At 72.9% G+C, this 22498-nt stretch carries 20 protein-coding genes; 7 read left to right on the plus strand and 13 right to left on the minus strand.

The annotated features are described in order from the left end of the window. Positions 1 to 39: 39 nt before the first annotated feature. Positions 40 to 1599 carry an NAD(P)/FAD-dependent oxidoreductase gene (locus tag ABZ808_RS03460; protein WP_357000314.1) on the minus strand — a complete coding sequence of 520 codons (1560 nt, stop codon included), beginning with the start codon at positions 1597 to 1599 and terminating at the stop codon, positions 40 to 42. A gap of 211 nt (positions 1600 to 1810) precedes the next feature. On the opposite strand from ABZ808_RS03460, the gene ABZ808_RS03465 reads away from it, so the two are divergent. The 3 genes from ABZ808_RS03465 (at position 1811) to ABZ808_RS03475 (ending at position 4179) form a co-directional block, all read left to right on the plus strand. Continuing rightward, a complete protein-coding gene (locus ABZ808_RS03465; RefSeq protein ID WP_357000317.1) occupies positions 1811 to 3040 on the plus strand; it encodes a hypothetical protein in 1230 nt (409 codons plus the stop codon). Positions 3041 to 3150: 110 nt separating this feature from the next. Then, on the plus strand, positions 3151 to 3723 hold the full coding sequence (locus ABZ808_RS03470; protein WP_357000319.1) for a GNAT family protein: 573 nt from the start codon (positions 3151 to 3153) through the stop codon (positions 3721 to 3723). A 42-nt stretch (positions 3724 to 3765) separates the two neighbouring features. Beyond that, on the plus strand, positions 3766 to 4179 hold the full coding sequence (locus ABZ808_RS03475) for a type II toxin-antitoxin system Phd/YefM family antitoxin (RefSeq protein ID WP_357000322.1): 414 nt from the start codon (positions 3766 to 3768) through the stop codon (positions 4177 to 4179). A gap of 117 nt (positions 4180 to 4296) precedes the next feature. Here ABZ808_RS03475 and ABZ808_RS03480 read toward each other — a convergent pair whose 3' ends face one another. From ABZ808_RS03480 to ABZ808_RS03505, 6 genes are all read right to left on the minus strand, one after another. Next, positions 4297 to 5364, minus strand: a complete 1068-nt coding sequence (locus ABZ808_RS03480; protein WP_357000325.1) for an ABC transporter ATP-binding protein — start codon at positions 5362 to 5364, stop codon at positions 4297 to 4299. After that, entirely contained in the window at positions 5361 to 6176 is an 816-nt protein-coding gene (locus ABZ808_RS03485) for an ABC transporter permease (protein WP_357000327.1), read from the minus strand. The genes ABZ808_RS03480 and ABZ808_RS03485 overlap by 4 nt, the downstream gene beginning before the upstream one ends. Beyond that, the gene (gene modA / locus ABZ808_RS03490) at positions 6173 to 6940 is read right to left on the minus strand and encodes a molybdate ABC transporter substrate-binding protein (RefSeq protein ID WP_357002722.1); all 768 of its coding nucleotides are present in this window, start codon (positions 6938 to 6940) and stop codon (positions 6173 to 6175) included. The genes ABZ808_RS03485 and modA overlap by 4 nt, the downstream gene beginning before the upstream one ends. Before the next feature lie 11 nt (positions 6941 to 6951). Next, positions 6952 to 7374: a TOBE domain-containing protein gene (locus ABZ808_RS03495; protein WP_357000331.1), complete on the minus strand. Its 423-nt coding sequence runs from the start codon at positions 7372 to 7374 to the stop codon at positions 6952 to 6954. 319 nt (positions 7375 to 7693) lie between these two features. Beyond that, positions 7694 to 8185, minus strand: coding sequence for an SsrA-binding protein SmpB (gene smpB, locus ABZ808_RS03500; RefSeq protein ID WP_357000333.1), 492 nt, complete (start codon positions 8183 to 8185; stop codon positions 7694 to 7696). A gap of 25 nt (positions 8186 to 8210) precedes the next feature. After that, positions 8211 to 10448, minus strand: a complete 2238-nt coding sequence (locus ABZ808_RS03505) for a hypothetical protein (RefSeq protein WP_357000336.1) — start codon at positions 10446 to 10448, stop codon at positions 8211 to 8213. Between the two features lie 144 nt (positions 10449 to 10592). Between ABZ808_RS03505 and ABZ808_RS03510 the strand changes: the two genes are divergently transcribed. The 3 genes from ABZ808_RS03510 (at position 10593) to ABZ808_RS03520 (ending at position 15748) form a co-directional block, all read left to right on the plus strand. Beyond that, positions 10593 to 12260 carry an FAD-dependent oxidoreductase gene (locus tag ABZ808_RS03510; protein WP_357000339.1) on the plus strand — a complete coding sequence of 556 codons (1668 nt, stop codon included), beginning with the start codon at positions 10593 to 10595 and terminating at the stop codon, positions 12258 to 12260. Then, on the plus strand, positions 12257 to 13696 hold the full coding sequence (locus ABZ808_RS03515; RefSeq protein ID WP_357000342.1) for an ATP-binding protein: 1440 nt from the start codon (positions 12257 to 12259) through the stop codon (positions 13694 to 13696). Before ABZ808_RS03510 ends, ABZ808_RS03515 begins: the two co-directional genes overlap by 4 nt. 105 nt (positions 13697 to 13801) lie before the next feature. Beyond that, positions 13802 to 15748, plus strand: a complete 1947-nt coding sequence (locus ABZ808_RS03520) for an ABC transporter ATP-binding protein (protein ID WP_357002724.1) — start codon at positions 13802 to 13804, stop codon at positions 15746 to 15748. Between the two features lie 35 nt (positions 15749 to 15783). On the opposite strand, the gene ABZ808_RS03525 is transcribed toward ABZ808_RS03520, so the two are convergent. From ABZ808_RS03525 to ABZ808_RS03550, 6 genes are all read right to left on the minus strand, one after another. Beyond that, positions 15784 to 16299 (minus strand): NUDIX domain-containing protein, encoded by a 516-nt coding sequence (locus tag ABZ808_RS03525; RefSeq protein ID WP_357000344.1) that lies wholly within the window; start codon positions 16297 to 16299, stop codon positions 15784 to 15786. A gap of 111 nt (positions 16300 to 16410) precedes the next feature. Then, positions 16411 to 17052, minus strand: coding sequence for an SRPBCC family protein (locus tag ABZ808_RS03530; RefSeq protein ID WP_357000346.1), 642 nt, complete (start codon positions 17050 to 17052; stop codon positions 16411 to 16413). Then, the gene (locus ABZ808_RS03535; RefSeq protein ID WP_357000349.1) at positions 17052 to 17417 is read right to left on the minus strand and encodes a metalloregulator ArsR/SmtB family transcription factor; all 366 of its coding nucleotides are present in this window, start codon (positions 17415 to 17417) and stop codon (positions 17052 to 17054) included. The genes ABZ808_RS03530 and ABZ808_RS03535 overlap by 1 nt, the downstream gene beginning before the upstream one ends. 28 nt (positions 17418 to 17445) lie before the next feature. Continuing rightward, positions 17446 to 19530, minus strand: a complete 2085-nt coding sequence (locus tag ABZ808_RS03540; protein ID WP_357000352.1) for a xanthine dehydrogenase family protein molybdopterin-binding subunit — start codon at positions 19528 to 19530, stop codon at positions 17446 to 17448. Beyond that, positions 19527 to 20510: a xanthine dehydrogenase family protein subunit M gene (locus ABZ808_RS03545; RefSeq protein ID WP_357000356.1), complete on the minus strand. Its 984-nt coding sequence runs from the start codon at positions 20508 to 20510 to the stop codon at positions 19527 to 19529. Before ABZ808_RS03545 ends, ABZ808_RS03540 begins: the two co-directional genes overlap by 4 nt. After that, on the minus strand, positions 20507 to 21004 hold the full coding sequence (locus ABZ808_RS03550; protein ID WP_357002726.1) for a 2Fe-2S iron-sulfur cluster-binding protein: 498 nt from the start codon (positions 21002 to 21004) through the stop codon (positions 20507 to 20509). Before ABZ808_RS03550 ends, ABZ808_RS03545 begins: the two co-directional genes overlap by 4 nt. A gap of 250 nt (positions 21005 to 21254) precedes the next feature. Here ABZ808_RS03550 and ABZ808_RS03555 point away from each other — a divergent pair, with 250 nt between their 5' ends. Beyond that, entirely contained in the window at positions 21255 to 22496 is a 1242-nt protein-coding gene (locus tag ABZ808_RS03555; protein WP_357000359.1) for a TIR-like protein FxsC, read from the plus strand. Positions 22497 to 22498 lie beyond the last annotated feature (2 nt).

Raw genomic sequence — 22498 nt, forward strand, 5'->3', positions numbered from 1 at the left:
TGCGTCCCGGACGCACCACCCCACCGGAGTGTCATCTCGTCAGCCCAGCGGCTGTGCCGACCGGCCGCCGTCGGTGGCCACGCCCGCACCCTTGGGCACGGTGATCGGTGCGGTGACGATGCGGCTGGGCAGCACCGGCGCGTCGCGGCCCGTGCCCCGCCGGCCGCCGCCACCGGAGGTCGTCTGCTCGTGGTAGTCCTGCTCGACGTTGACCGACCAGACGTCGTGCGTACTGCCGGTGGCGATGTTCTCCACCGTGAGCATCGCGGTGAGCATCGAGTGGTCCTGGTTGTTGTAGCGGTGCATGCCGTTGCGCCCCACCGGGTGCACGTTCGGCACCGCCTCGGCCAGCCACGCCCGGATCACGTCCACGTTGTGCTGGTAGCGCTCGTCGTACACCGGGTAGGCCTTCGGCATCCGCACGACGTGGCCGGCCTCGACCACGCCGGGCCGGACCAACCCCAACCGCTCCAGCTCCGCGGTGGCCAACGCCACGAGGTCGGCGTCCGGGGTACGCCACATCTCGTCGTCCTCGAAGACGAAGTACTCCAGGCCCAGGCAGGTGCGGCCGTCCTTGACCAGGTACGGCGACCAGGAGCCGAAGTTCTGGATCCGACCCACCCGCACCGCCGGGTCGTGCACGTAGATCCAGTTGTCCGGGAACGAGAACTCCGCCGGCACCACCAGGGCGACCGTCAGGAAGTCGCGGTAGCGCAGGTCGGCGGCACAGGCCAGCACCTCCGGCGGCGCGGGCGGACGCAGCGCGGCCACCAGCTCCGAGATCGGCATCGACGAGATCACGTCGTCGGCCGGTTCGGTGCGCTGCCCGCCCGCGCCGTTGACCGTCACGCTGATCGCCCGCCGCCGCTGCGGGTCGCGGTGCACGGCGGTCACCCAGGTGCCGGTCGAGAGGTGCCCGCCGCGCTGGCGGACCTGCTCGGCGCAGCGTTCCCACATCATTCCCGGCCCGAACTTCGGGTACTGGAACTCCTCGATCAGGCTTGTCACGTCGGTGCGCCGCCGCCGGGGCAGCAGCGCGTTGCGGATCGCCGTGGCCAGCGACAGGTTCTTGATCCGCTGCGCGGCCCAGTCGGCCTGCAACCGGTCCGCCGGCATCCCCCAGACCTTCTCGGTGTACGTCTTGAAGAAGATCGAATACAGCCGCCAGCCGAACCGGGCCGACACCCAGCCCTCGAAGTGGGACTGGTCGCGGGGTGGGCGCAGCCGCGCCCGGGCGTACGAGCCGAGGCAGCGGACGGCCTCCGGCAGCCCCAGGTTGCGCAACGCGTTGGTGGCGCTGAGCGGGTAGTTGAACAGGGCGCCCCGGTAGAAGATCCGGCTCATCCGCGGCCGGGTCAGGAAGTCCTCGTCCGGCAGGATCTCGTGCCAGAACGCCTCCACCCGGGGCACCTTCGTGAAGAACCGGTGCCCGCCGATGTCGAACCGCCACCCGTCGCGCTCCACGGTCCGGCTGATCCCGCCGACCACCTCGTCGGCCTCGAAGACCCGGACGGACCGGCCGTGCCGGAGCAGCTCGTACGCCGCCGTGAGCCCCGCCGGCCCCGCACCGATGACCACCGTGCCGTGCTGCTCGCTCATGCCGCCGTACTCCCTGGTCACTGCCGTGGTTGAGGCGCGGCGCGTACCCGTTCCGCGGCAGATGTCACCTTCGCGACCCCGGTGGTCCTGAGTTTTCACTCCGGGATTTCGCTCCGGGGTTTTCGCTCCGGCGGGGCGTGATGGGGCGTACAACGGGAGGGGCGAACCCCCGCGCGGCGGGTGGGCCGGTCGGACCGGGGGAGCGGGGCGGATGCACCGGTGGCGAGGCGGCCGGCGGCGCGCGGCGGCGCTGGCCGCGCTGGTGGCCCACGTCGGCGTGCGCGTGGCCCGCCGGGTGCCGGCGCCCTGGCCGTACGTGATCGGGCTGTTCGTCGGCGCGAAGGTGCTGCTGACCCTCCTCGGGCTGCTGGTCCTGCACGCCTGGGACGGCATCCCCGGAGCGCCGCCACCGGACGAGACGTTGATGTGGGCGCAGCAGCGGGAAGTCTCCGGGCACCGGTGGATCTCCTTCTGGTTCGCCTGGGACGCGCTGCTCTACCTGCGGCTGAGCGAGCTGCCGCTGACCGGACGACCGTGGAACGACTTCGGCTTTCCGCTGCTGTATCCGTTCCTGGCCCGACCGGTCGGCGCGCTGCTCGGCGGCGACAACGCCCTGGCCCTGCTGCTGATCAGCAACGTCGCGTTCCTGCTGGCCCTCTGGTACGGCTACCGGCTGGCCGAGGTGCTGCTCGGCGACGCGGACGCGGCTCGCCGGTTCACCCGGTACCTGGTGCTGCTGCCGACCGCGTTCCTCTTCCAGGCGGCGCTGACCGAGTCGCTCTTCGTCTGCCTCGCGTTGGCCGCGTTCTACTACGCCGAGCGGCGGCGGTGGCTGCTGGTCGGAGTGCTCGGCTACTTCCTGGCGATGAGTCGGTCGGTCGGCCTGCTCGTCGCGCTGCCGCTGGCCCTGGTGCTGCTGCGCCAACACGACTGGCGGCTCGGCCCCCGCGCGCTGCTCGGGTACCTGCGGATCGGATGGCCGTTACTGCTGCTGCCGGCCGGCTGGTTCACCTTCATGGCGTTCTGCCGGTGGCGCGGCGGGGACTGGTTCGCCTACCAGCACGCCCAGCGGGTCGGCTGGGGCATCGAGGTGCAAAACCCCGTGCCGGTGCTGCTGGGCGGGTTGGCCGGAGAGCCGCGCGACGCCGCCCGGGTCGCCTTCGCCGTGGCCGTGCTGGCCGTCCTGGCCGCCGGGTTCCGCCGCCGGGAGGTGGCGTACGTGGTCTACGGCGTCCTCATGGTGCTGGTGCCGTTGTCGATGGGGCCGCCGGTCTACAAGAGCCTGCTGCGCTACCTGCTCGCGGTGTTCCCGGTCGCCCTGGTGCTGGCCCGCTGGGCACGTCGGGCCACCGTCGATGTGTGGTTGACCGCAGTGCTCGCCGTGGTGCAGGGCGCGCTGTTCGCGCTCTGGCTCAGCTACTGGACCCACATGATCATCTGATCCCGGGCCGCTCCGCCCGCCGATGCTGAGCGCGAGGCCGGCGCCGCCCCGGCGTCGGGCCTGTGCGAGCCTGCTACCGACGTTCGTAGCGCACCCCGACTGGAGGCCCGGTGTTCGCCCTGCCGCTGACCGACGAGGTCGAACTGCGCCCGCTCGACCCGTGGCGGGCCGAGGAGTTCCTCGCCAACCTGGACCGCTCCCGCGAGCACATCCAGCCCTGGGTGTCGCCGTCCTTCGTCGCCACCGACCTGCCGTCGGCCCGTGCGGTGTTGCAGCGGTACGCCGACCGTTGGGCCAGTGACAACGGCGGCATCTGGGGGCTGTGGTGGCGGGGCACACTCGTCGGCGGGGTCATGTTCGTGTCGTTCGACGTGACCCGGGGCGTCTGCGAGGTCGGCTGCTGGGTGGAGCCGGAGGCGCAGGGGAGGGGCATGGTCGCGCCGGCCGTCCGCCGGATCGTCGACTGGGCAATCCGCGAGCGCGGCATCCAACGGGTGGAATGGCGTACCAACGCCGACAACACCCGCAGCAAGGCGCTTGCCCGCCGGCTCGGTCTGCGCCTCGACGGCACCCTGCGCCAGGTCAGCCCAGGCCCGCACGGCCGGATCGACCTCGAGGTCTGGTCGGTGCTGGCCGACGAGTGGCTGACCGAGTCGAACGAATCACGGCCCACTGTCCACTGACGACGGCGGATTAGTGTCGTACCCGGGCGGCACCATGCATCCATGGCCGTCCCCGCGCTCACCCCGCATCCCGACCCGCCGCGTTCCGTGCCGCTGCGTGAGGCGCGCACCCGGTTCAGCCAGCTCGTCGCGCTGGCCGAGCTGACCGACGCGGTCACCGTCGTCACCCGCGACGGCGATCCCCGCCCGGTCGCCGCGATCGTCCCCGCCGCAGCCGCCCGCAGCGGCGCGCAGGCCCGCGCCGACGCCGACCGGCTCGCCGCGGTCACCGCCGGTTGGGCCCGCCGCCTCGACGAACAGCACCGCCGCAGCACCCAGCGGCACGCCGCCGAGCTGGGTGCGGTCCGTGCGGCGCTGGCCGAGGTGTGGGCCGAGCTGGATCGCCGGGTCACGCCGGGCAGCGATCCGGCACTGGCCCGACTGCGCGCCGCGCACGCCGACCTGCTCGCCGGCTGACCCGACGCCGAATCGGCCGTGCTCGCGGGCGGCCTGTGCCGGGTCCGTGCCGGGGGCTCGTGTCCGTGCGGCCTGTGCCGCGCCTGGTGACCGTGTCCGTGCCGGTGGTGTCGGTTGTCAGCCGGTGGCCGGGTACGCGTTTGTCTCGGCCGCCTTGACCGCCACCCAGACCGGCTGGCCGGGGATCAACCGCAGTTGGGCGGCGGCGGCGGGCGTGACGTCCGCGGCCACCCCGATCGGCCCGTCGACCTGCACCCGCACGTTGTCACCGTGGCGCTGGACGCCGGCCACCGTGCCCGCCCAGGTGTTGCGCGGGCTGCCCTCCGGGCGGGTCGGGTGCAGGGCCACCGCTGCCGGGCGGAACGCCACGAAGGCCTCGCCGTCCAGCCGATCGGCGACGGCGAGGGTCAGCTCCGGCGCGACCCGTACCCCGTGCCCCTCGGCCCGACCCCGGTAGAGGTTCAGCCCGACCAACCGGGCCACGTAGTCGGTGCGCGGGCGGGCGGTGACGCTCGGCCCGTCCCCCTCCTGCACCACCCGGCCACCCTCCACGATGACCAGGCGGTCGGCCAGCGCCAACGCGTCCAGCGGATCGTGGGTGACCAGCACCGTGGCGCCCGGGTGCGCGGACAGATGCCGGTGCAGCTCCGCGCGGGTGTCCAGCCGGGTGCGGGCGTCCAGGGCGGCGAGGGGCTCGTCCAGCAGCAGCAGCGACGGTGCCAGGGCCAGTGCGCGGGCCAGCGCCACCCGCTGCGCCTGACCGCCGGAGAGCTGCCGGGGCCGGCAGTGCTCCTGCCCGGTCAGGCCCACCCGGCCGAGCCAGTCGCGGGCCGTGGCGCGGGCGGTCCGCCGGTCGACGCCGTGCCGGCGCGGCCCGAACGCCACGTTGTCGAGCGCGCTGAGGTGTGGAAAGAGCAGGTAGTCCTGGAAGACCACGCCGACCGACCGGCGCTCGGTGGGCACCCAGCCGCGCGTCGACGGGCGGTCCAGCTCGGTGCCGTCGAGGGTGACGTGCCCGTCGGTGAGTGGGTGCAGGCCGGCCAGCGCGCGCAGCGCGGTGGTCTTGCCGGCGCCGTTCGGGCCGAGCAGCGCGACGACCTCGCCGGGCGCGACCCGCAGCGGCACGTCGAGGCGGAAGGCACCCCGGTCGACGACGAGCCGGGCGTCGAGCAGTGGGCCGCTCATGCGCTGGTCATCCAACGGTCCCGCAGCGCGGCCAGGATCCCCACCGACACGATGAGCAGCACCAGACTGAGGACGATCGCGGACTCCAGGTCGGTCTCCAACGCCAGATAGACGGCGAGCGGCATGGTCTGCGTCCGGCCGGGATAGTTGCCGGCGAAGGTGATGGTGGCACCGAACTCGCCGAGCGCCCGCGCCCAGCACAGCACCGCGCCCGCCGCCAGACCCGGTGCCACCAGCGGCAGCGTGACGTGGGTGAAGGTGGTCCATCGGCTGGCGCCCAGCGTCGCGGCGGCCTCCTCGTAGCGGTGGTCGGCGGCGCGCAGCGCACCCTCCACGGCGATGACCAGGAACGGCATGGCGACGAACGACTCGGCCAGCACGACACCGGCCGTGGTGAACGGCAGGGTGATGCCGAACGTGGCGTCGAGCCAGCCCCCGAGCAGCCCGCGCCGCCCGAAGACCAGCAGCAGCGCCACGCCACCGACCACCGGTGGCAGCACCAGCGGCACGGTGACCAGCGCGCGGACCAGCCGGCGGCCGGGGAACTCGACCCGGGCCAGCAGCCAGGCCAACGGCACCCCGAGCAGCAGGCAGAGCACCGTGGCGAGGGTGGCGGTCTGCACCGACAGCCGCAACGCGGTCAGCGCGCCCGGCTCGGTGAGCCGCTGCGGCAGGGTCGTCCACGGTGCCCGGATCACCAGCCCGGCCAGCGGCAGGACGAGGAACAGCAGGCCCAGCCCGGCTGGGATCAGCAGCGCCGCCGGAACCCGCCCCCTGCGGCGCGGCACGGCGACGGTGTGGACCCGGCTCACGGAGCCTGGAACCCCGCCTCGGCGAGGACCGCCTGCGCCGGCGCCGAACGGACGTACGCGACGAAGGCCCGCGCGCCGGCCGGGTTCGGCGCGTCCTTCAGCGCGACGATCGGGTAGTCGTTGACCGCCCGCGCCGACTCGGGGAACTCCACGCCGGTCACGTCCGCGCTCGCCGCCCGCGCGTCTGTGCGGTAGACCAGGGCCGCGTCGACCTCACCGAGCTTTACCTTGGCCAGAGCGCCCTTGACGTCCTGCTCCAGGGTGACCGGCGTCAGTTTCACCCCGGAGGCGTCCAGGGCGGTGCGGGCCGCCGCGCCGCACGGCACCTGGTCGGCGCAGATCGCCACCTTCACGCCCGGTCGGGTCAGGTCGGCCAGCCCGGTCACCGCCTTCGGGTTGCCGACGGGCACCGCGATCACCAGTTGGTTGCGGGCGAAGGTCACCGGTGTGCCGTCGGCGTTGCCGGCCTCGGTCACCGTCGTCATGTTCTTCGGGGCGGCCGAGGCGAAGACGTCCGCCGGTGCGCCCTGGTTGACCTGGTTGGCCAGGGCGGAGCTGCCGGCGAAGTTGAGGGTCACGGTGCTGCCCGGATTGGCGGCCTCGAAATCCTTGCCGATCCGGGTGAACGATTCGGTCAGCGAGGCGGCGGCGAACACCGTGACCCGGCCGCCTCCGGTGCCGCCCGACGCCGGGTCGTCGCCTCCGCCGCAACCGGCCGCCGCCAGCCCGGCCACCGCCACCAGGACGGCCACCGCCGCGCGCATCGTCCGTACGCTCATCCGCCCGACCGTCCCCTGGCCGGCGTGGATGCGGCCCGCTCCACCACCACCGTGGTCGACTTGATCACCGCGACGGCCACCGAGCCGACCCGCAGGCCAAGCTCGTCGACGGCCTCCCGGCTCATCAGCGACACGATCCGGAACGGGCCGGCCTGGATGTCGACCTGGGCCATCACCGTGTCCTTGCGGACGTCGACGACGATGCCGCGCAGCCGGTTGCGGGCCGAGGAGAGCTCGGCCCCCGCGTCCGGATCGGCGGCCTGGGCGCGGGCGAAGGCGGCGAGGTCGACGCCGTCGATGACCCGGTGGCCGTGCTCGTCGCGCCCGGCGGGCAGCCGACCCGCGTCCACCCATCGGCGGATCGTGTCGGCGCTGACGCCGAGCAGGCCAGCCGCCTCGCCGATCCGGAACATCGTCACAGGCTCACCCTAGCGCCCGCATCTGCAAGTACAAAAGAACCTCAGGGCCGGCATCCGCAGGAGAATTCAGGCATCAGAGCCAGCAATTGCGCCGCAGAGCAGTCGCCTCCCGCCGCTTGCGTCAACACGCCCGGCGCCCCCGCATGATCGTGCTCGATCCTGGATGTAGTGGTGTCGGTGCGTTGGTGAGGCCACTACTTCCTGGTTCGTGCACGATCTTGGCGCGGGGCGCGGGGCGCGGGGCGCGGGGCGCGGGGCGCGGGGCGCGGGGCGCGGGGCGCGGGGCGCGGGGCGCGGGGCGCGGGGCGGTCAGGGGCGGTCAGGGGCGGCGGGGGTGGCCTTTGAGGTGCCGGCCCAGTTCGCGGGCGATCTCGCGGTTGGCGTCCCGCTCGGCCAGCGTCTGCCGCTTGTCGTAGGAGCGCTTGCCCTTGGCCAGGGCCAGCTCGACCTTGGCGTAGCCGTTCTCGAAGTACATCGACAGCGGGACCATGGTCACCCCACCCTCGCGTACCTTGTCCAGGATCCGGTCGATCTCCGCGCGGTGCAGCAGCAGCTTGCGGTTGCGGCGGGGGGCGTGGTTGGTCCACGTGCCGTAGGCGTACTCGGCGATGTGCAGGCCGTACAGCACGATCTCGCCGTCGCGCTCGTGCGCGAACGCGTCCACCAGCGAGGCCCGCCCCTCGCGCAGCGATTTCACCTCGGTGCCGACCAGCACGATGCCCGCCTCGTACGTGCGGAGCACGGTGTACTCGTGCCGGGCCTTCTTGTTGGAGGCGATCAGTCGGCGTTGCGGCTGCTGGGACCTGCTCACGCGGTGACGATATCCGGGCGCCGGGTCAGTCGGTGCGCCGCCGTCCGGCTCGCAGCCGGTCGGCCAGGTCCCGCACGGCCACCGCGAACGCCTCCTGCGACTCGCAGGGCAGGTGCGCGAGGATCGGCGGCGGCACGCTGTCGCTGGGCGGCGGCACCACCCCCTGCGGGTCCTTCAATCGGCGGTCGACCGTCGCCGACGGGCCGGTCAACGACTCGGTGTCGCCCGGGCGGTGCGCGGCGAAGATCCAGCCGCCGATCGGGTCGGTGTCCCGCCACAGGTTCAGCCAGCGCCAGCCGACCCGCTGGCCGATCTCGTGCAGCGCCGCGTCGTCGACGTACGCGGGGAACAGCGGCGAGTACAGCCGTTTCAGCGGGGACCCGTAGGTCAGCAGGGCGACCCGGTCGGTGACCCGGTGCGGCAGTTGCAGCACCGTGGCGGCGAGCAGGACCGAGCCGTGACTGTGCCCGGCCAGCAGCACCCCGTTGCCCTGGTCCACGAGGTAGGTGATCCGTTTGGTCAGCTCCGGCACGGCCCGCTCGGCATAGCAGGGCGGCGCGAAGGGATGCGCTGCCCGGGGCCAGAAGGTCCCCAGGTCCCACAGCACGCCCACGTACCGGCGGAACGGCGCCGTGCGGTAGGCGAAGATGCCGCCGAGGACCAGCCCGAGAATGATGGCGGCGATCAGGTAGCTGCCCAGCCCGATCATGAAGTTGATCAGGTCGGCGGGCACCCCGATGAAGTGTTGCAGCTCGTCGCCGGGGAAGAGCTGGATCAGGCCCAGCACGCTGGTCGCCAGGCCCAGCGCGGCCAGACAGGCGTAGACCACGGTCAGCGGCTCCAGCCGTTCGGTGAACCGGGCTCGGGCCACCGCCTGCTCGACCTGCCGCAGCCGCTGCGCCGCCGCTGGCGGCGCGTCGGGGAAGTCGGCCGCAACGATGGCGGCCGCCGCGCGCCGCCGCTTGCGCCGGGTCAGCACGGTGATCACCCCGGCGACCAGCAACGCGGTCATCACCGCCAGGAAAAACCCGAAGATCGCCCATTTGTACGCTAGCGGCGGGCTGGTTTCCAGGGTATCGGCGGTTTCCCCCTCACGGTCCAGCAGGTCCGACACCCGGTAGACCAGCTCCGCCGAGAACGCCACGGCGAGCCCGGCGGCGATCGTCATGAAGACCGGCGCGCCCAGTGCGCGCAGCGCCCCGCTTCGCCGCCCTCCGCCCCGCCGCGCGATGACCACCACGGCGAGGATGGCCACCAGTACGGTCTGGCTGACGAACAGCCAGGCCATGGTCGCGCCGTACCCGGGCAGTGAGCCGCCCTGCGGCCACGGTGCCGGACTTCTGATGACGTGCACGATCACCAGGATCGTCAGGCCGCAGGTGACAGTGCGCAGTGCGCGGGTGAACCCGTCCACCGGGTGTTCGCGACCGAGCTGGTCGATGATCCGTACGGAGGTGAGCAGCGCCAGGCAGGTGACCAGCACCGCCCCGCAGGCCACCAGCAGCGCCACCATCACCGGTGAGGAGTGCTGGCTGGCCCGGGCGACCAGCAGGCTGCCGTCCAGGGTGGCGAACGCGCCCGCCACGTGCACCGAGCGCAGCCGGCCGACCAGCGGCGCGGCGTCCCACTGGCCGACGCCGCTCAACCGGTGCGCCGAGGTCTCCTCCACCGGGGTCCGGAAGGCGTCGAACGTCTGGCCCTGGCGTGAGCCCAGCCACCAGACGATTCCGATGGCGGCGACCGGCACCACCGACAGCACCGCCAGGCGCAGCCCGGGCGAGCGCCCGCCGAGCCAGGACAGCCAGCTCCGCCCGGCCATGCAGGACGGGGTGCCCATGCAGCGCCAGGCGACCAGGTCCAGTGCCACACCGACGATGGACAGGACGTAGAGCATCGTGAGGGTCAGCGCGAGCACCCGGCACAGCGCGAGGACGACGTGCTTCGAGGCGGGGTTTCCCGGGCGCATCCACAGCGCCACGTTGCAGAGCATGAAGGGCAGCAGGAACACCAGCGACAGCGTCCGCACGGCCGTGCCGGACGGCAGGTCACTCCAGCGGTACGCCTCCATCGTCACCCCGCCGGGTCCGGTGGCGCCCGGATAGCCGGCGCGGGGACGGTAGAAGCCGCCGTTGCGGTCCCCGGCGACCTGTTCCAGGTGTGGCCGGTTCAGCACCTGGTCGGCGCCCGCTCGGGAGACGCCGTGCACACGAAGCTCCACGACCTGGCCCGACGTCGTCGGTTCGGTCGGCGACGCGTCCGCCATTGGCCCCCCGAGGTGTGCACGGCAGTCGGGCGGGTCGGCATGTGCGTCCGCCCGCGCGGCACACCGGCTTACCCATCCCGAGCCTGGTCAACCGTGGCTCCGAGGGCTGGGCGCTGGTGCGGTCGACCCCCGGCAGGTGGTTTCATGGGCGCCATGGCGAACCCGGTGATCCTGACCGTCGACGACGACCCGGTGGTCTCCCGGGCGGTGGCTCGGGACATCCGCCGCCGCTACGGCGACCGCTACCGGGTGTTGCGCGCCGTGTCGGGTCCGGAGGCGCTGGACGCGCTGCGGGAGGTCAAGCTGCGCGGTGAGCAGGTGGCGCTGCTGCTGGCCGACCACCGGATGCCGGAGATGACCGGTGTCGAGTTCCTCGAAGCGGCGATGGACATCTTCCCGGCCGCCCGCCGGGTGCTGCTCACCGCGTACGCGGACACCGACGCCGCGATCGAGGCGATCAACGTGGTCGACCTGGACCACTACCTGCTCAAGCCCTGGCATCCGCCGGAGGAGAAGCTGTACCCGGTGGTGGACGGCCTGCTGGAGGCGTGGTCGGTCACCCCGGACGCGGCGTCCACCGAGATCCGGGTCGTCGGGCACCGCTGGTCGTCGCCGTCGTTCAAGGTCCGCGACTTCCTGGCCCGCAACCTGGTGCCGTACCGCTGGTTGCTGGCGGACGACCCGGAGGGCGCCCGGCTGCTCGACGCGGCGGGAGCCACCGAGGCGGACGTACCGCTGGTGGTGACCGCCGAGGGTAAGGCGCTGATCTCCCCGACCCAGGCCGAGTTGGCGGCGTTGGCCGGGTTGACCGTGGTGCCGGCGTCCGACTTCTACGACCTCGTGGTGATCGGCGCCGGCCCGGCCGGTCTGGGCTCGGCGGTCTACGGCGCGTCGGAGGGGCTGCGCACCGTGCTGGTCGAGCGGCGGGCGACCGGCGGGCAGGCCGGGCAGAGCAGCCGGATCGAGAACTACCTGGGCTTCCCGGACGGCGTATCCGGCGCGCAGTTGACCGACCGCGCCCGGCGACAGGCGGTGAAGTTCGGCGCCGAGCTGCTCAGCTCCCGGGAGGTGGTCGGCCTGAGCGAGGCCGGTTCCGCCCGGCTGCTGCGGTTCGGCGACGGCACCGAGATCGCCGCGCACACCGTCGTGCTGGCCACCGGCGTCTCCTACCGGGTGCTCGACGCCCCCGGGCTGGCCGACTTCACCGGCCGGGGCGTGTTCTACGGCGCCGCCGCCACCGAGGCGCCCAGCTGCGTCGACCAGGACGTCTACATCGTCGGCGGGGCCAACTCGGCCGGCCAGGCCGCGGTGCACTTCTCCCGGTACGCCGCCCGCGTGCACCTGTTGATCCGTGGCGCGGACCTGACCGCGTCGATGTCGCGCTACCTCATCGATCAGCTGGAACGGATGGACCGGATCACCGTGCACCCGCACACGGCGGTCGTCGGCGGCACCGGGCAGGGCCACCTGCAACAGCTCACCCTCTGCGATACCCGCACCGGGCAGAGCCGCTCGGTCGACACGTCCTGGCTGTTCATCTTCATTGGCGCGGAGCCCCGGACGGACTGGTTGGACGGGGTGTTGGTCCGCGACGGGCGCGGGTTCATCGTCACCGGCCCGGACCTGCTCACCGACGGCCGTAGGCCGGCCGGCTGGTCGTTGTCGCGCGACCCGTACCACCTGGAGACCAGCGTGCCGGGGGTGTTCGCCGCCGGTGACGTGCGCGCCGAGTCGGTCAAGCGGGTCGCCTCGGCCGTCGGCGAGGGGGCGATGGCCGTGTCGCTCGTGCACCGTTACCTGGAGGCCCAGTGACCACCGAGTCTGAACGGCTGACACCCGCGCAGCTGCGCACCCTGTTCCTGTTCGAGGCCCTCGACGACGGGCAGCTCGACTGGCTGGCCGAGCATGGCCGGGTCGAGCGGCACGCCGGCGGCACCCTCGTCTACGCCGAGGGTGAGCCCGCGACCTGCTTCTTCGTCCTGGTGCGCGGCGCGGTGGCGTTGAGCCGGCAGGTGCGCGGCGACGACGTGGAGGTGAGCCGCACCGAGCAGCGCGGCGTGTATGGCGGGGCCACGCAGGCGTACCTGGGCGACCAGGTCGACCAGGTCTACCGCAACAGCCTGCGGGCGGTGGTGGACGCGGAGTTCTTCGTGTTGCCGGCGGAGGACTTCGCGTACGCCCTGCGGTCCTGGTTCCCGATGCCCATGCACCTGCTGGAGGGGTTGTTCTTCGGCATGCGGGACTCGCAGACCATCGTCGGTGAGCGGGAGCGGCTGCTGGCGCTCGGCTCGCTCTCGGCGGGGCTGACCCACGAGCTGAACAACCCGGCGGCGGCGGCGGTGCGGGCCACCTCGGTGTTGCGCGACCGGGTCGCCGGGATGCGGCACAAGCTCGCCATGATCGCCGACGGCCGGCTCGACGGGCGTGCGCTGCACGGGCTCGTCGCGTTGCAGGAGGAGGCGGTGGCCCGGGTCGCCACCGCGCCGAAGCTGACCCCGATGGCCACCGCCGACGCCGAGGACACCCTCTCCGACTGGCTGGAGGAGCACGGGGTCGGTGGCGCCTGGGACCTGGCGCCCATCCTGGTCGGCGGCGGGCTCGACGTGCCCTGGCTGGCGCAGGTGAAGGCGGCGGTCGGCCCGGCCGATCTGGAGGCCGCGGTGCGCTGGCTCACCTACACCGTCGACACCGAGTTGCTGATGCGCGAGATCGATGACGCGGTGAGTCGGATCTCCGGCCTGGTGGGCGCCGCCAAGCAGTACTCCCAGCTGGACCGCGCGCCGCACCGGGTGGTGGACGTACACGACCTGCTCGACGCCACGCTGGTGATGTTCAAGGGGAAGATCCCCGCCGAGGTCAAGCTGGTCCGCGAGTACGACCGCGACCTCCCTCCGGTCCCGGCGTACCCGGCCGAGCTGAACCAGGTGTGGACCAACCTGATCGACAACGCGCTGGGCGCGATGGGGGACAAGGGCGTGCTGACCGTCCGCACCGGGCGCGTCGGTGACCTGCTGGCCGTGGAGGTCACCGACACCGGCCCCGGCATCCCACCGGAGGTGCGCCCGCGCATCTTTGAGCCGTTCTTCACCACCAAGCCCGTCGGCGCGGGTACCGGGTTGGGGCTGGACATCTCGTACCGGATCGTGGTGCACAAGCACCACGGCGACATCCGGGTGGAGACGGAGCCCGGTCGGACGACGTTCCGGGTGCTGCTGCCGGTCAACGAGGACGCGTCGCCGGGTTCCTGACACACGCGTACGACGCGCCGACTACCTGGAGACATCGAACGGTGGCTGGCAGTAGTCTCGGGCGGCGTTCGTGCCCACGCCCCCCGAGGAGTGTCCGTGGAGTCGATGGCCCGTCAGCGCACGGCTGGCCCGGACGACGACCCGCCGGTCGACCCGCCATCCGGCGGCACCATGCTGCCGGAGCTGGAGGACCGCGACTGGTTGCACCACGCGCAGGAGTTCGCGCACACCAGCTTCTGGGCGGTGGCCCGCCGACTGCCCCGGCTGGTTCGGGAGGCGGTGGGGCTGGCCTGGGCCACCAACCGTCGCGACACGGTCGTCTCCATCGGCCTCAACATCGCCGCCGGGGTGATGACCACGTTCGGCCTGCTCGCCACCACCAGCGTGCTGCGGGAGCTGTTCGCCGCCGGCCCCACCCCGGACCGGGTCCGCTCGGCCCTGCCGGCGCTGATCGTGGCCGCGGCGGCGGTGTCTGCCCGGGGCGGCCTGACGATCGCGGCCGGTTGGGCGCAGGCCCGGCTGATCCCGCAGATCAACTACCAGGTGGAGTTGCGGCTGTTCGAGGCCACCACGGCGGTGGACCTGGCCGCGTTCGACGACGCCGGCTTCGCCGAGGAGATGGACCGCGCACGGGACCGGGGGATGGCCGAGGCGGCGTTCATCGTCGACCACACCGTCAACCTGGTCACCGGCGTGGTCGGGATGCTCGCCACCGCCGTCGCGGTGACCGTCATCCAGCCGCTGCTGCTGCCCTGCCTGCTGCTCGCGGCGGTGCCGCAGGCGATCACGGCGGTGCGGATGGCCCGCCGGGAGTACCTGGCGATGTTGGCCCGGATCACCCGTCGACGGCGGATGTGGATGTTGGCCCATCTGATGGCCAACCGGCGCACCGCCGCCGAGGTGCGCGCGTACCAGATGCGCGATTTTCTGCTCGCCGAGTACCGCGGGGTGATGACCGTGGAGACCCGGGCGCAGTTGCACCTGGTCCGTTCGCAGACCGGCACGCGGGTGGTCGGCGCCACCGTCGCGGGCCTGGCCACCTTCGGGGTGTACGCGGTGCTGGGCGGCCTGCTGCTCAACGGGATGGTGGCCCTCGCCGCCGCGGCGACCGCCCTGCTGGCCCTCCAGTCGGCGCGGACCAGCCTGGGTGTCGCGGTTGTCGCCACCAACTCGCTCTACGAGGACGCCCTCTACTACCAGGATTACCGGGACTTCCTGGCCCGCGCCCACGCCCGGGTGCCAATCGGCGGCGACCGGGTGACCGACGGCGTCGACGCCATCGAGTTGGACGAGGTGAGCCTGACCTACCCGGACACCGACGCCCCGGCGGTGGACCGGGTCAGCCTGACCGTCCGCCGGGGTGAGGTGATCGCGCTGGTCGGTGAGAACGGCTCCGGCAAGACCACGCTGGCCAAGCTGATCGCGGGGCTCTATCGACCGACCGGCGGGGTGATCCGCTGGGACGGCGTCGACGCCGCCGAGCTGGACCCGCGTACCCTCGGCGCCCAGGTGGCCGTGATGACCCAGGAGTGGTGGAAGTTCCCGTTCACCGCCGGGCAGAACATCCGCGTCGGCCGGCACGACCGCCCGCCGGACCGACCCGGCCCGAGCGTGCAGGAGGCCGCCGCGTCGGCGGCGGCACACGAGATGATCGTCGGCCTGCCGCACGGCTACGACACCCTGCTGGACCGGGAGTTCAAGGACGGCCAGGAACTGTCCGGCGGGCAGTGGCAGCGGCTGGTCGCCGCCCGCGGCCTCTACCGCGACGCCGCCCTGCTCATCTGTGACGAGCCGTCAGCGGCCTTGGACGCCCGCGCCGAACACGCCCTGTTCCAGCACCTGCGCCGCCGACCCGACCGGGCGGTCGTGCTGATCACCCACCGGCTGGCCAACGTCCGACACGCCGACCGGATCTTCGTGATGGAGCGTGGTCGCCTCGTCCAGCACGGCAACCACGACGAGTTGATGGCGGCCGGTGGCCTCTACCGCGAGTTGTTCGCCCTTCAGGCCAGCGGCTACCTGACCGGCACCGACGACGCCCTGCCCCGCTGACACCCGGCCGTGTGACTGTGGCCGCCCGTGTGCGGTCAGGCGGAGCGGGCGGGGGTGAGGAAGTCGGCGAGGACGCGGGTGTGGGTGGAGAACGCCAACTCGACCGGGTCGGTGAGGATCAGCCACTCCGTCGCCTCTTCGGTCGGCGCGGACGGCGGAAGGTCCTCGGCGGCCCGTTCGGGCAGTACCCCGAAGATCATCATCGTGCCGCCCGCCGTGGCGCTGTGCACCGCGAAGAGCCGGGCGTCCTCGGCCGCCGCGATCAGCCCGGTCTCCTCCCGCAGCTCCCGGACCAGCGCGTCGGACCACCCCTCGCCGTACTCGATGAAGCCGCCGGGCAGCGCGAGCAGCCCGCGGGCCGGCTCGATGTCCCGGCGGACCACCACCACGCCCAGGCCCTCGGCGGTGCGGACCGGCAGCACCGCGACCGCGACGGGCAGGGGGTTGCGCCAGACGCTCTCACCGCAGACCGCGCAGACCCGCGGCCACCCGGCGTCCGCCGGGTAGGCGGCGCCGCAGTAGGAGCAGTGCGAGTACGGCGTACCGGTCATGCCGCAGCACGTTACCCGGGCCACCCCTTGCGCTGCCGGTCACGATGCTCGCGCGGCCGTCACCGCACTTGCCTGCGGCTGGTCGAGGCGCCGCTCGCGCTTCGGCGGGGATCAGGCTGCCGGGGTGCCGGTGTAGAAGGCGGTGGTGCGCTCGGCGGCGGCCTTCGCCTCGTCGGCGTCGGTGCCGGCGGCGATGCTCGCCTCACCCCACAGTTGGCTGCTCAACTCCATGGCCCGACGCCCCTCGTCGGAGGCGCTCCACTCGGCGCTCTGCTCCGGGGTGACTCCGCTGCCGTCGCCGGCCAGGTACGAGGCGAGGCCGAGCAGCCCCAGGTCCCAGCCGACGCCGACGGCGCCCGGCCCGAACTGGGCCCACCGGTCCTGGTCGACGTGGGCGATGTGCTCCAGCTCGAACCGGGTCCGCTCGGTGTCGACGGGGGTGAGTCGCACCTCGATCCAGCTCACCTCGTCGCCGTACTCCCAGGTGGCGGTGAAGCGGTGCGGCGGCTCGCAGCTCTCGATGGTGCCGTGGGCGTTGCCCTGGAGCTGGTACGTGCCGTGCAGCCGCAGATCGCCGGAGATCGGCAGGAACCAGCGGGGGATGCGTTCGGCGTTGGTGCAGGCGTCCCACAGATCCTCGACCGTGGTCTGGTAGGTCTGGCTGATCGTGGACACCCGAGCCTCGCCGGCTTCCAGGGTGCGGCTGCCGACCTGCCGCTGGACGGCGTTGATCTGCTCGGTCGCGTCGTACATCAGGTGTTCCTCTCGTCAGGTGGGTCAGAGGCCTCGCGCAGCCGGCGTTCGCGTCGGCCCCGCGCCAGCTCGGTGGCGAGTGCCGCCAGGGGCGGGGTCCAGAACCGACGGAAGTGCTCCAGCCAGCCGTCGACCTCGCGTAGTGGGCGCGGGTCGACCGCGTAGAGCCGCCGGGTGCCCTCGGGTCGCACGGTGGCGAAGCCGTTGTCCCGCAACACCTTGAGGTGCTGCGACACGGCGGGTTGGGAGATGCCGAACTCGTCGCGGATGACCGCGCTGACCGCGCCGGCGGTCTGCTCGCCGGTGGCGAGCAGCTCCAGGATGCGGCGCCGGACCGGATCGCCCAGCACGTCGAAGGCGTGCACGACGACCTTTATATCACCACGGGCTTATTTAAGCGAGGGATGATGTGTAGATCAGCTTGTCCAACCGGATCGGCAGGTCACGGATCCGTACGCCGGTGGCGTGGTGCACCGCGTTCGCGACCGCCGCCGCCGTGCCGACGATGCCGACCTCGCCGATGCCCTTCACCCCGGCCGGGTTCAGCTCGTCGTCGTGCTCGTCGAGCCAGTACGCCTCGATGGACTCCACGTCGGCGCAGCCGGCGATGTGGTACGTGGCCAGGTCGTGGTTGACCCAGTCGCCGTACCGCTCGTCGAGCAGCCCCTCCTCGTGCAGCGCCATCGACAGCCCCATCGTCATGCCGCCGATGAGCTGGCTGCGCGCCGTCGTCGGGTTCACCACCCGCCCGGCGGCGAACACTCCGAGCATCCGGTTCACCCGCACCTCGCCGGTGTCCGCGTCCACCCGGACCTCGACGAACTGCGCCCCGTACGCGTATCGGGGCCGTGCGGGCTGCCCGGCCACCTCGTCCTCGGTGCTCACCTGGGCGGTCACCTCGCCGCCGGGGGCGTCCCGCAGCTTCTCGCGCAGCGCCTGACAGGCCCGGATCACCGCCCAGCTCCACGACGCGGTGCCCATCGAGCCACCGGCCAGCGGGGCCGTGGGCAGGTCGCTGTCGCCGATGCGGATGTCCACCCGCTCCGGCGGCACCCCGAGCGCGTCGGCGGCCACCTGCCAGAGCGCCGTCCGAGCGCCGGTGCCGATGTCGGTGGCGTTGACGCGTACCAGGAAACGACCGTCGGGTCGGGCGGTGGCCGCCGCCGACGAGGGCCTGGTGCGAGCCGGGTAGCTCGACCCGGCCACTCCGGTGCCGATCAGCCAACGCCCGTCACGCCGCGCCCGGGGTGTCGGGTCCCGGCCGTCCCAGCCGAACCGGTCGGCCCCCTCGCGCAGGCAGGCCACCAGGTTGCGGCTGGTGAACGGCTCACCCTGGTCGGGGTCGACCTGGGCGTCGTTGCGGACGCGCAGCTCCACCGGGTCGATGCCGACGGCGAAGGCCAGCTCGTCCATCGCCGACTCCAGGGCGTACGCGCCGGGGCACTCGCCGGGGGCACGCATCCAGAACGGGGTGGGCACGTCGAGGCGGACCAGCCGGTGGGTGGTGCGCCGGTGCGGTGCCGCGTACATGCTGCGGGTGTAGACGGCGGTCTGCTCGGCGAACTCCCGCGTGGTCGAGGTCTGGCTGATCGCGTCGTGGCAGATCGCGGTGAGCCGCCCGTCGGCGTCGGCGGCGAGGCGTACCCGCTGGATGGTGGGGGTGCGGTAGCCGACGGGGCCGAACAGTTGCTGCCGAGTCAGCGCCAGCTTGACCGGCCGGTCCACGTGCCGGGCGGCGAGCGCGGCGAGCACCACCGCCGCCTTGGCGTACCCCTTGCTGCCGAAACCCCCGCCGACGTGCTCGGTGACCACCCGGATCGAGTCCGGCGGCAGCTCGAACAACTCGGCGAGCGTGGCCCGCACCGGCGTGGCGCCCTGGTTGGAGTCGTGCACCAGCAGCCGCCCGTCGTGCCACCGCGCCGTGGTGGCGTGCGGCTCCATCGGGTTGTTGTGGTAGGCCGGCGTGCGGTACGTGGCGTCCATCCGGACCGGCGCGGCGGCGTATCCGGCGTCGAAGTCGCCCTCGGCGGTGTCCGTCGGGTAGCTGGGGTTGACGTGGTCGGGCCGGTACAGGCCGGGATGGTCGGCGGTGAGCACGGTGCTGTGCGGGCCGGTGTCGTAGTCGATCCGGACCAGCCGGGCGCCCTCCCGGGCCGCCTCCAGGCTGGTGGCCACCACCACCGCGACCAGTTGCCCCCGGCAGTGCACCGCCGGGGTCTGCAACAGCCACAGGTCCGCCTCCGGCCCGGGGGCGAGGCGGGGCGCGTTGCCGTGGTGCAGCACCGCCAGCACGCCGGGCGACGCGAGCGCCTCCGCCGTGTCGACCCGGGTGATCCGGCCCCGGACCACCGTCGCCGGCACCGCCCAGCCGTAGGTGACGCCGTCCACCGGGTACTCCACCGCGTAGCGGGCCGTGCCGGTGACCTTCTCCGGGCCCTCCAGCCGGGGATGGGCCCGGCCGACCGCGTCGGCGCTCACGACGACGCCAGCTCGGTGAGCGCCCGCACGGTGATCGCCCGGGTCAGCGGCAGCTTGAAGCCGTTGTGCCGCAGCGGTCGCGCCTCGGCCAGTTCGGCGTCGGCGGCCCGCGCCGCGAGCTCCGGGCTGAACGGCCGGCCCCGCAGCTCCTCCTCCGCCCGGTACGCCCGCCACGGCCGGTGCGCCACAGCCCCGTACGCCAGCCGGACGTTGCGGACCACGTCGCCGTCGAGGTCGAGCACCGCGGCCACCGAGCCGGCGGCGAAGGCGAAGGACGCCCGGTCGCGCACCTTCAGGTACGTCGAGCGGTGGGCAGCCGGCAGCGCCGGCAGTCGGACGGCGGTGATCAGCGCTCCCCGGGCAAGGGTGGTTTCCCGCTCCGGATGGTCGCCGGGGGAGCGGTGCAGCGCGGTGAGCGGGACGTCGCGGGCGCCGTCGGCCTCGTGCACCTCCACCACGGCGTCCAGCGCGGCGAGGGCGACCGCCAGGTCGGACGGGTGGGTGGCCACGCACTGCTCGGACCAGTCCAGCACGGCCAGGTCGCGGTTCTGCCCGTGCAGGGCGGCGCAGCCGCTGCCCGGGTCGCGTTTGTTGCACGCCTTGCCGGTGTCCTGGAAGTAGACACAGCGGGTGCGCTGCAACAGGTTGCCGCCGGTGGTGGCCATGTTGCGCAGCTGGCCGGAGGCGGCGGCGAGCAGGGCGCGGGCCAGCACCGGGTAGTCGCGGCGGACCACCGGGTGGGCGGCGAGGTCGCTGTTGCGCACCGTCGCGCCGATCCGCAGCCCGCCGTCGGGCAGTTCCTGGACGGTGTCCAGGGGCAGCCGGGTCACGTCCACCAGCAGGTCCGGCCGCTGCACCCCGAGTTTCATCAGGTCGACGAGGTTGGTCCCTCCGCCCAGGTACGCCGCGTGCGGTTCAGCGGTCAGCACGGCGACGGCATCGGCCACGTCGGTCGGCCGGTGGTAGCGGAACGGCCTCACCGCGCGGCCGCCGTCTCGCGGACCGCCGCGACGATGTGCGGGTACGCGGCGCAGCGGCAGAGGTTGCCGGCCATCCGTTCGCGAATCTCCGCGTCGGTCAGCTCGGCGGGGGAGGTGAGGTCGCCGGTGACCGCGCTGGGCCAGCCTCGGGCCACCTCGTCGAGCATGCCGCGGGCGGAGCAGAGCTGCCCGGGGGTGCAGTAGCCGCATTGGAACGCGTCGTGGGCGATGAACGCGGCCTGGAGCGGGGACAGTCCGTCCGGGTCGGCCAGCCCTTCCACGGTGAGCACCGACCGGCCGTCCAGGGTGACCGCGAGGACGAGGCAGCTCTTCACCCGCCGGCCGTCCAGCAGCACCGTGCAGGAGCCGCACTGGCCGTGGTCGCAGCCCTTCTTCGCCCCGGTCAGGCCGAGGTGTTCGCGCAGCGCGTCCAGGAGGGTGGTGCGGTTGTCGAGGGTCACCTCGCGGGACGCGCCGTTGACCTCGAACGCCACTTCCGACGAGTGTCGCTCGTCGGTGATCGTCTCGTTCCGGGGTCCGCCCTGCACCCGCCCAGGCTATCTCTAGTGGTACATACAGGGGCGAATAACGCGGGAGGCTGCCGACGCCGCACGACGTACCCGGAAAGCGTCGGGCATGCGACTCTCGGCGCGTCCGGTGCGATGATCGCGGCCCACTGACCTGGCATCGACGGTCCTATACTTGGTGCCAATCGGTCGTGGAACCCGTGAGCGGAGGCGGGGCGTGCCACTCTTCTTCCTGAGCTACGCCCAAGAGGACAACCGCAACGGTCAGGTGCAGGCGTTCTTCGGCGATCTCAGTGAGGCGGTGGCCGGGCTCGCCGGGGTCCGCTGGGACAAGGCCGGCTTCATCGACGGGCAGATGCTGCTCGGCAGCACCTGGACGGACGCGCTGTCCAACGCGCTGACCACCAGCGCGTGCCTGATCGCGCTGACCTCCCCCCGGTACGTCGTCAGCGACTACTGCGGCCGGGAGTTCCGGGTCTTCGCCGACCGCATCGACGAGCACGAACGGCAGTTCCACGTGCGGCCACCGGCGGTGGTGCCGGTGCAGTGGATCCCCTGCGACCGGCTGCCCGACGTGGTCGCCGACTTCCAGTACCGCAACTTCCCGACCGGCACCGTCTACGCGCAGGACGGGCTGCTCACGCTCAAGCAGCGCCGCCGGCACGAGGACGAGTACAAGGACTTCGTCGACGCGTTGGCCAAGCACATCGTGCAGACCGCCCGCGACCACACCCTGCACCGCCCGGTGCAGCGGCCGGTGCTGTCCAAGGTGACAAGTGCCTTCGGCCTGCCGGCCCGGTCGCAGACGCACGACGGCCCCACCGCGTCGGCCGCGGCGCAGCGGGCCACCAGCGCGCGGCACGTGCACATCGTCCTGGTCGCCGGCAGTTCCGCCGAGCTGACCGGCAGTCGGCCCGGCGCCGAAGACCGCTACGGCGCGGTCTCGCGGGACTGGCGACCGTACCGGCCCGAGTTGGAGGTGCCGATCGGCAGCTGGGCCGGTGCCATCGCCACCACCAAGAGCTACGGCTGGACGGTGGAGGACGCCGAGGAGTTGGCGGTGGTCCGGGAGTGGGCCCGGGACCACAACCAGATCGTCGTGCTGGTGGTCGACGTCTGGTCCGCCGACCTGCCGCGCTACCAGGTCAGCCTGACCCGCCACGACCGTCACGTGGACTCCCCACGGGCGCCGGTTCTGGTGCCCTGGACGGCCGCCGACGACACGGCGGCGGGCGGCAACCGCAAGATGTGGGACACCCTGGCCCGGGTGCTCCCGCATCACGTGCTGCACAACACCCGTGACGTGTGGCGCACCGAGATCGCGACGTCCGCCCAGTTCCAGGAGGAGTTGGAGGACGTGCTCGTCGTCGAGCAGGGCCGGATCTACCGCACGGGCACGGTCTACCAGGAGCCGCCCACCGACGGCTCCGGTCAACGCCCGATCCTCGAAGGTCCCTAGGG

It is taken from the genome of Micromonospora sp. NPDC047527 (genome assembly GCF_040643015.1).
Classification (GTDB): Bacteria; Actinomycetota; Actinomycetes; order Mycobacteriales; family Micromonosporaceae; genus Micromonospora.

Coding starts and splice junctions, on each gene's coding strand:
- ABZ808_RS03465 (WP_357000317.1), top strand. CDS start 1,811: ATGCACCGGTGGCGAGGCGGCCGGCGGCGCGCGGCGGCGCTGGCCGCG.
- ABZ808_RS03480 (WP_357000325.1), bottom strand. CDS start 5,364: ATGAGCGGCCCACTGCTCGACGCCCGGCTCGTCGTCGACCGGGGTGCC.
- ABZ808_RS03505 (WP_357000336.1), bottom strand. CDS start 10,448: ATGGCGGACGCGTCGCCGACCGAACCGACGACGTCGGGCCAGGTCGTG.
- ABZ808_RS03460 (WP_357000314.1), bottom strand. CDS start 1,599: ATGAGCGAGCAGCACGGCACGGTGGTCATCGGTGCGGGGCCGGCGGGG.
- modA (WP_357002722.1), bottom strand. CDS start 6,940: ATGCGCGCGGCGGTGGCCGTCCTGGTGGCGGTGGCCGGGCTGGCGGCG.
- ABZ808_RS03525 (WP_357000344.1), bottom strand. CDS start 16,299: ATGACCGGTACGCCGTACTCGCACTGCTCCTACTGCGGCGCCGCCTAC.
- ABZ808_RS03520 (WP_357002724.1), top strand. CDS start 13,802: ATGGCCCGTCAGCGCACGGCTGGCCCGGACGACGACCCGCCGGTCGAC.
- ABZ808_RS03530 (WP_357000346.1), bottom strand. CDS start 17,052: ATGTACGACGCGACCGAGCAGATCAACGCCGTCCAGCGGCAGGTCGGC.
- ABZ808_RS03510 (WP_357000339.1), top strand. CDS start 10,593: ATGGGCGCCATGGCGAACCCGGTGATCCTGACCGTCGACGACGACCCG.
- ABZ808_RS03475 (WP_357000322.1), top strand. CDS start 3,766: ATGGCCGTCCCCGCGCTCACCCCGCATCCCGACCCGCCGCGTTCCGTG.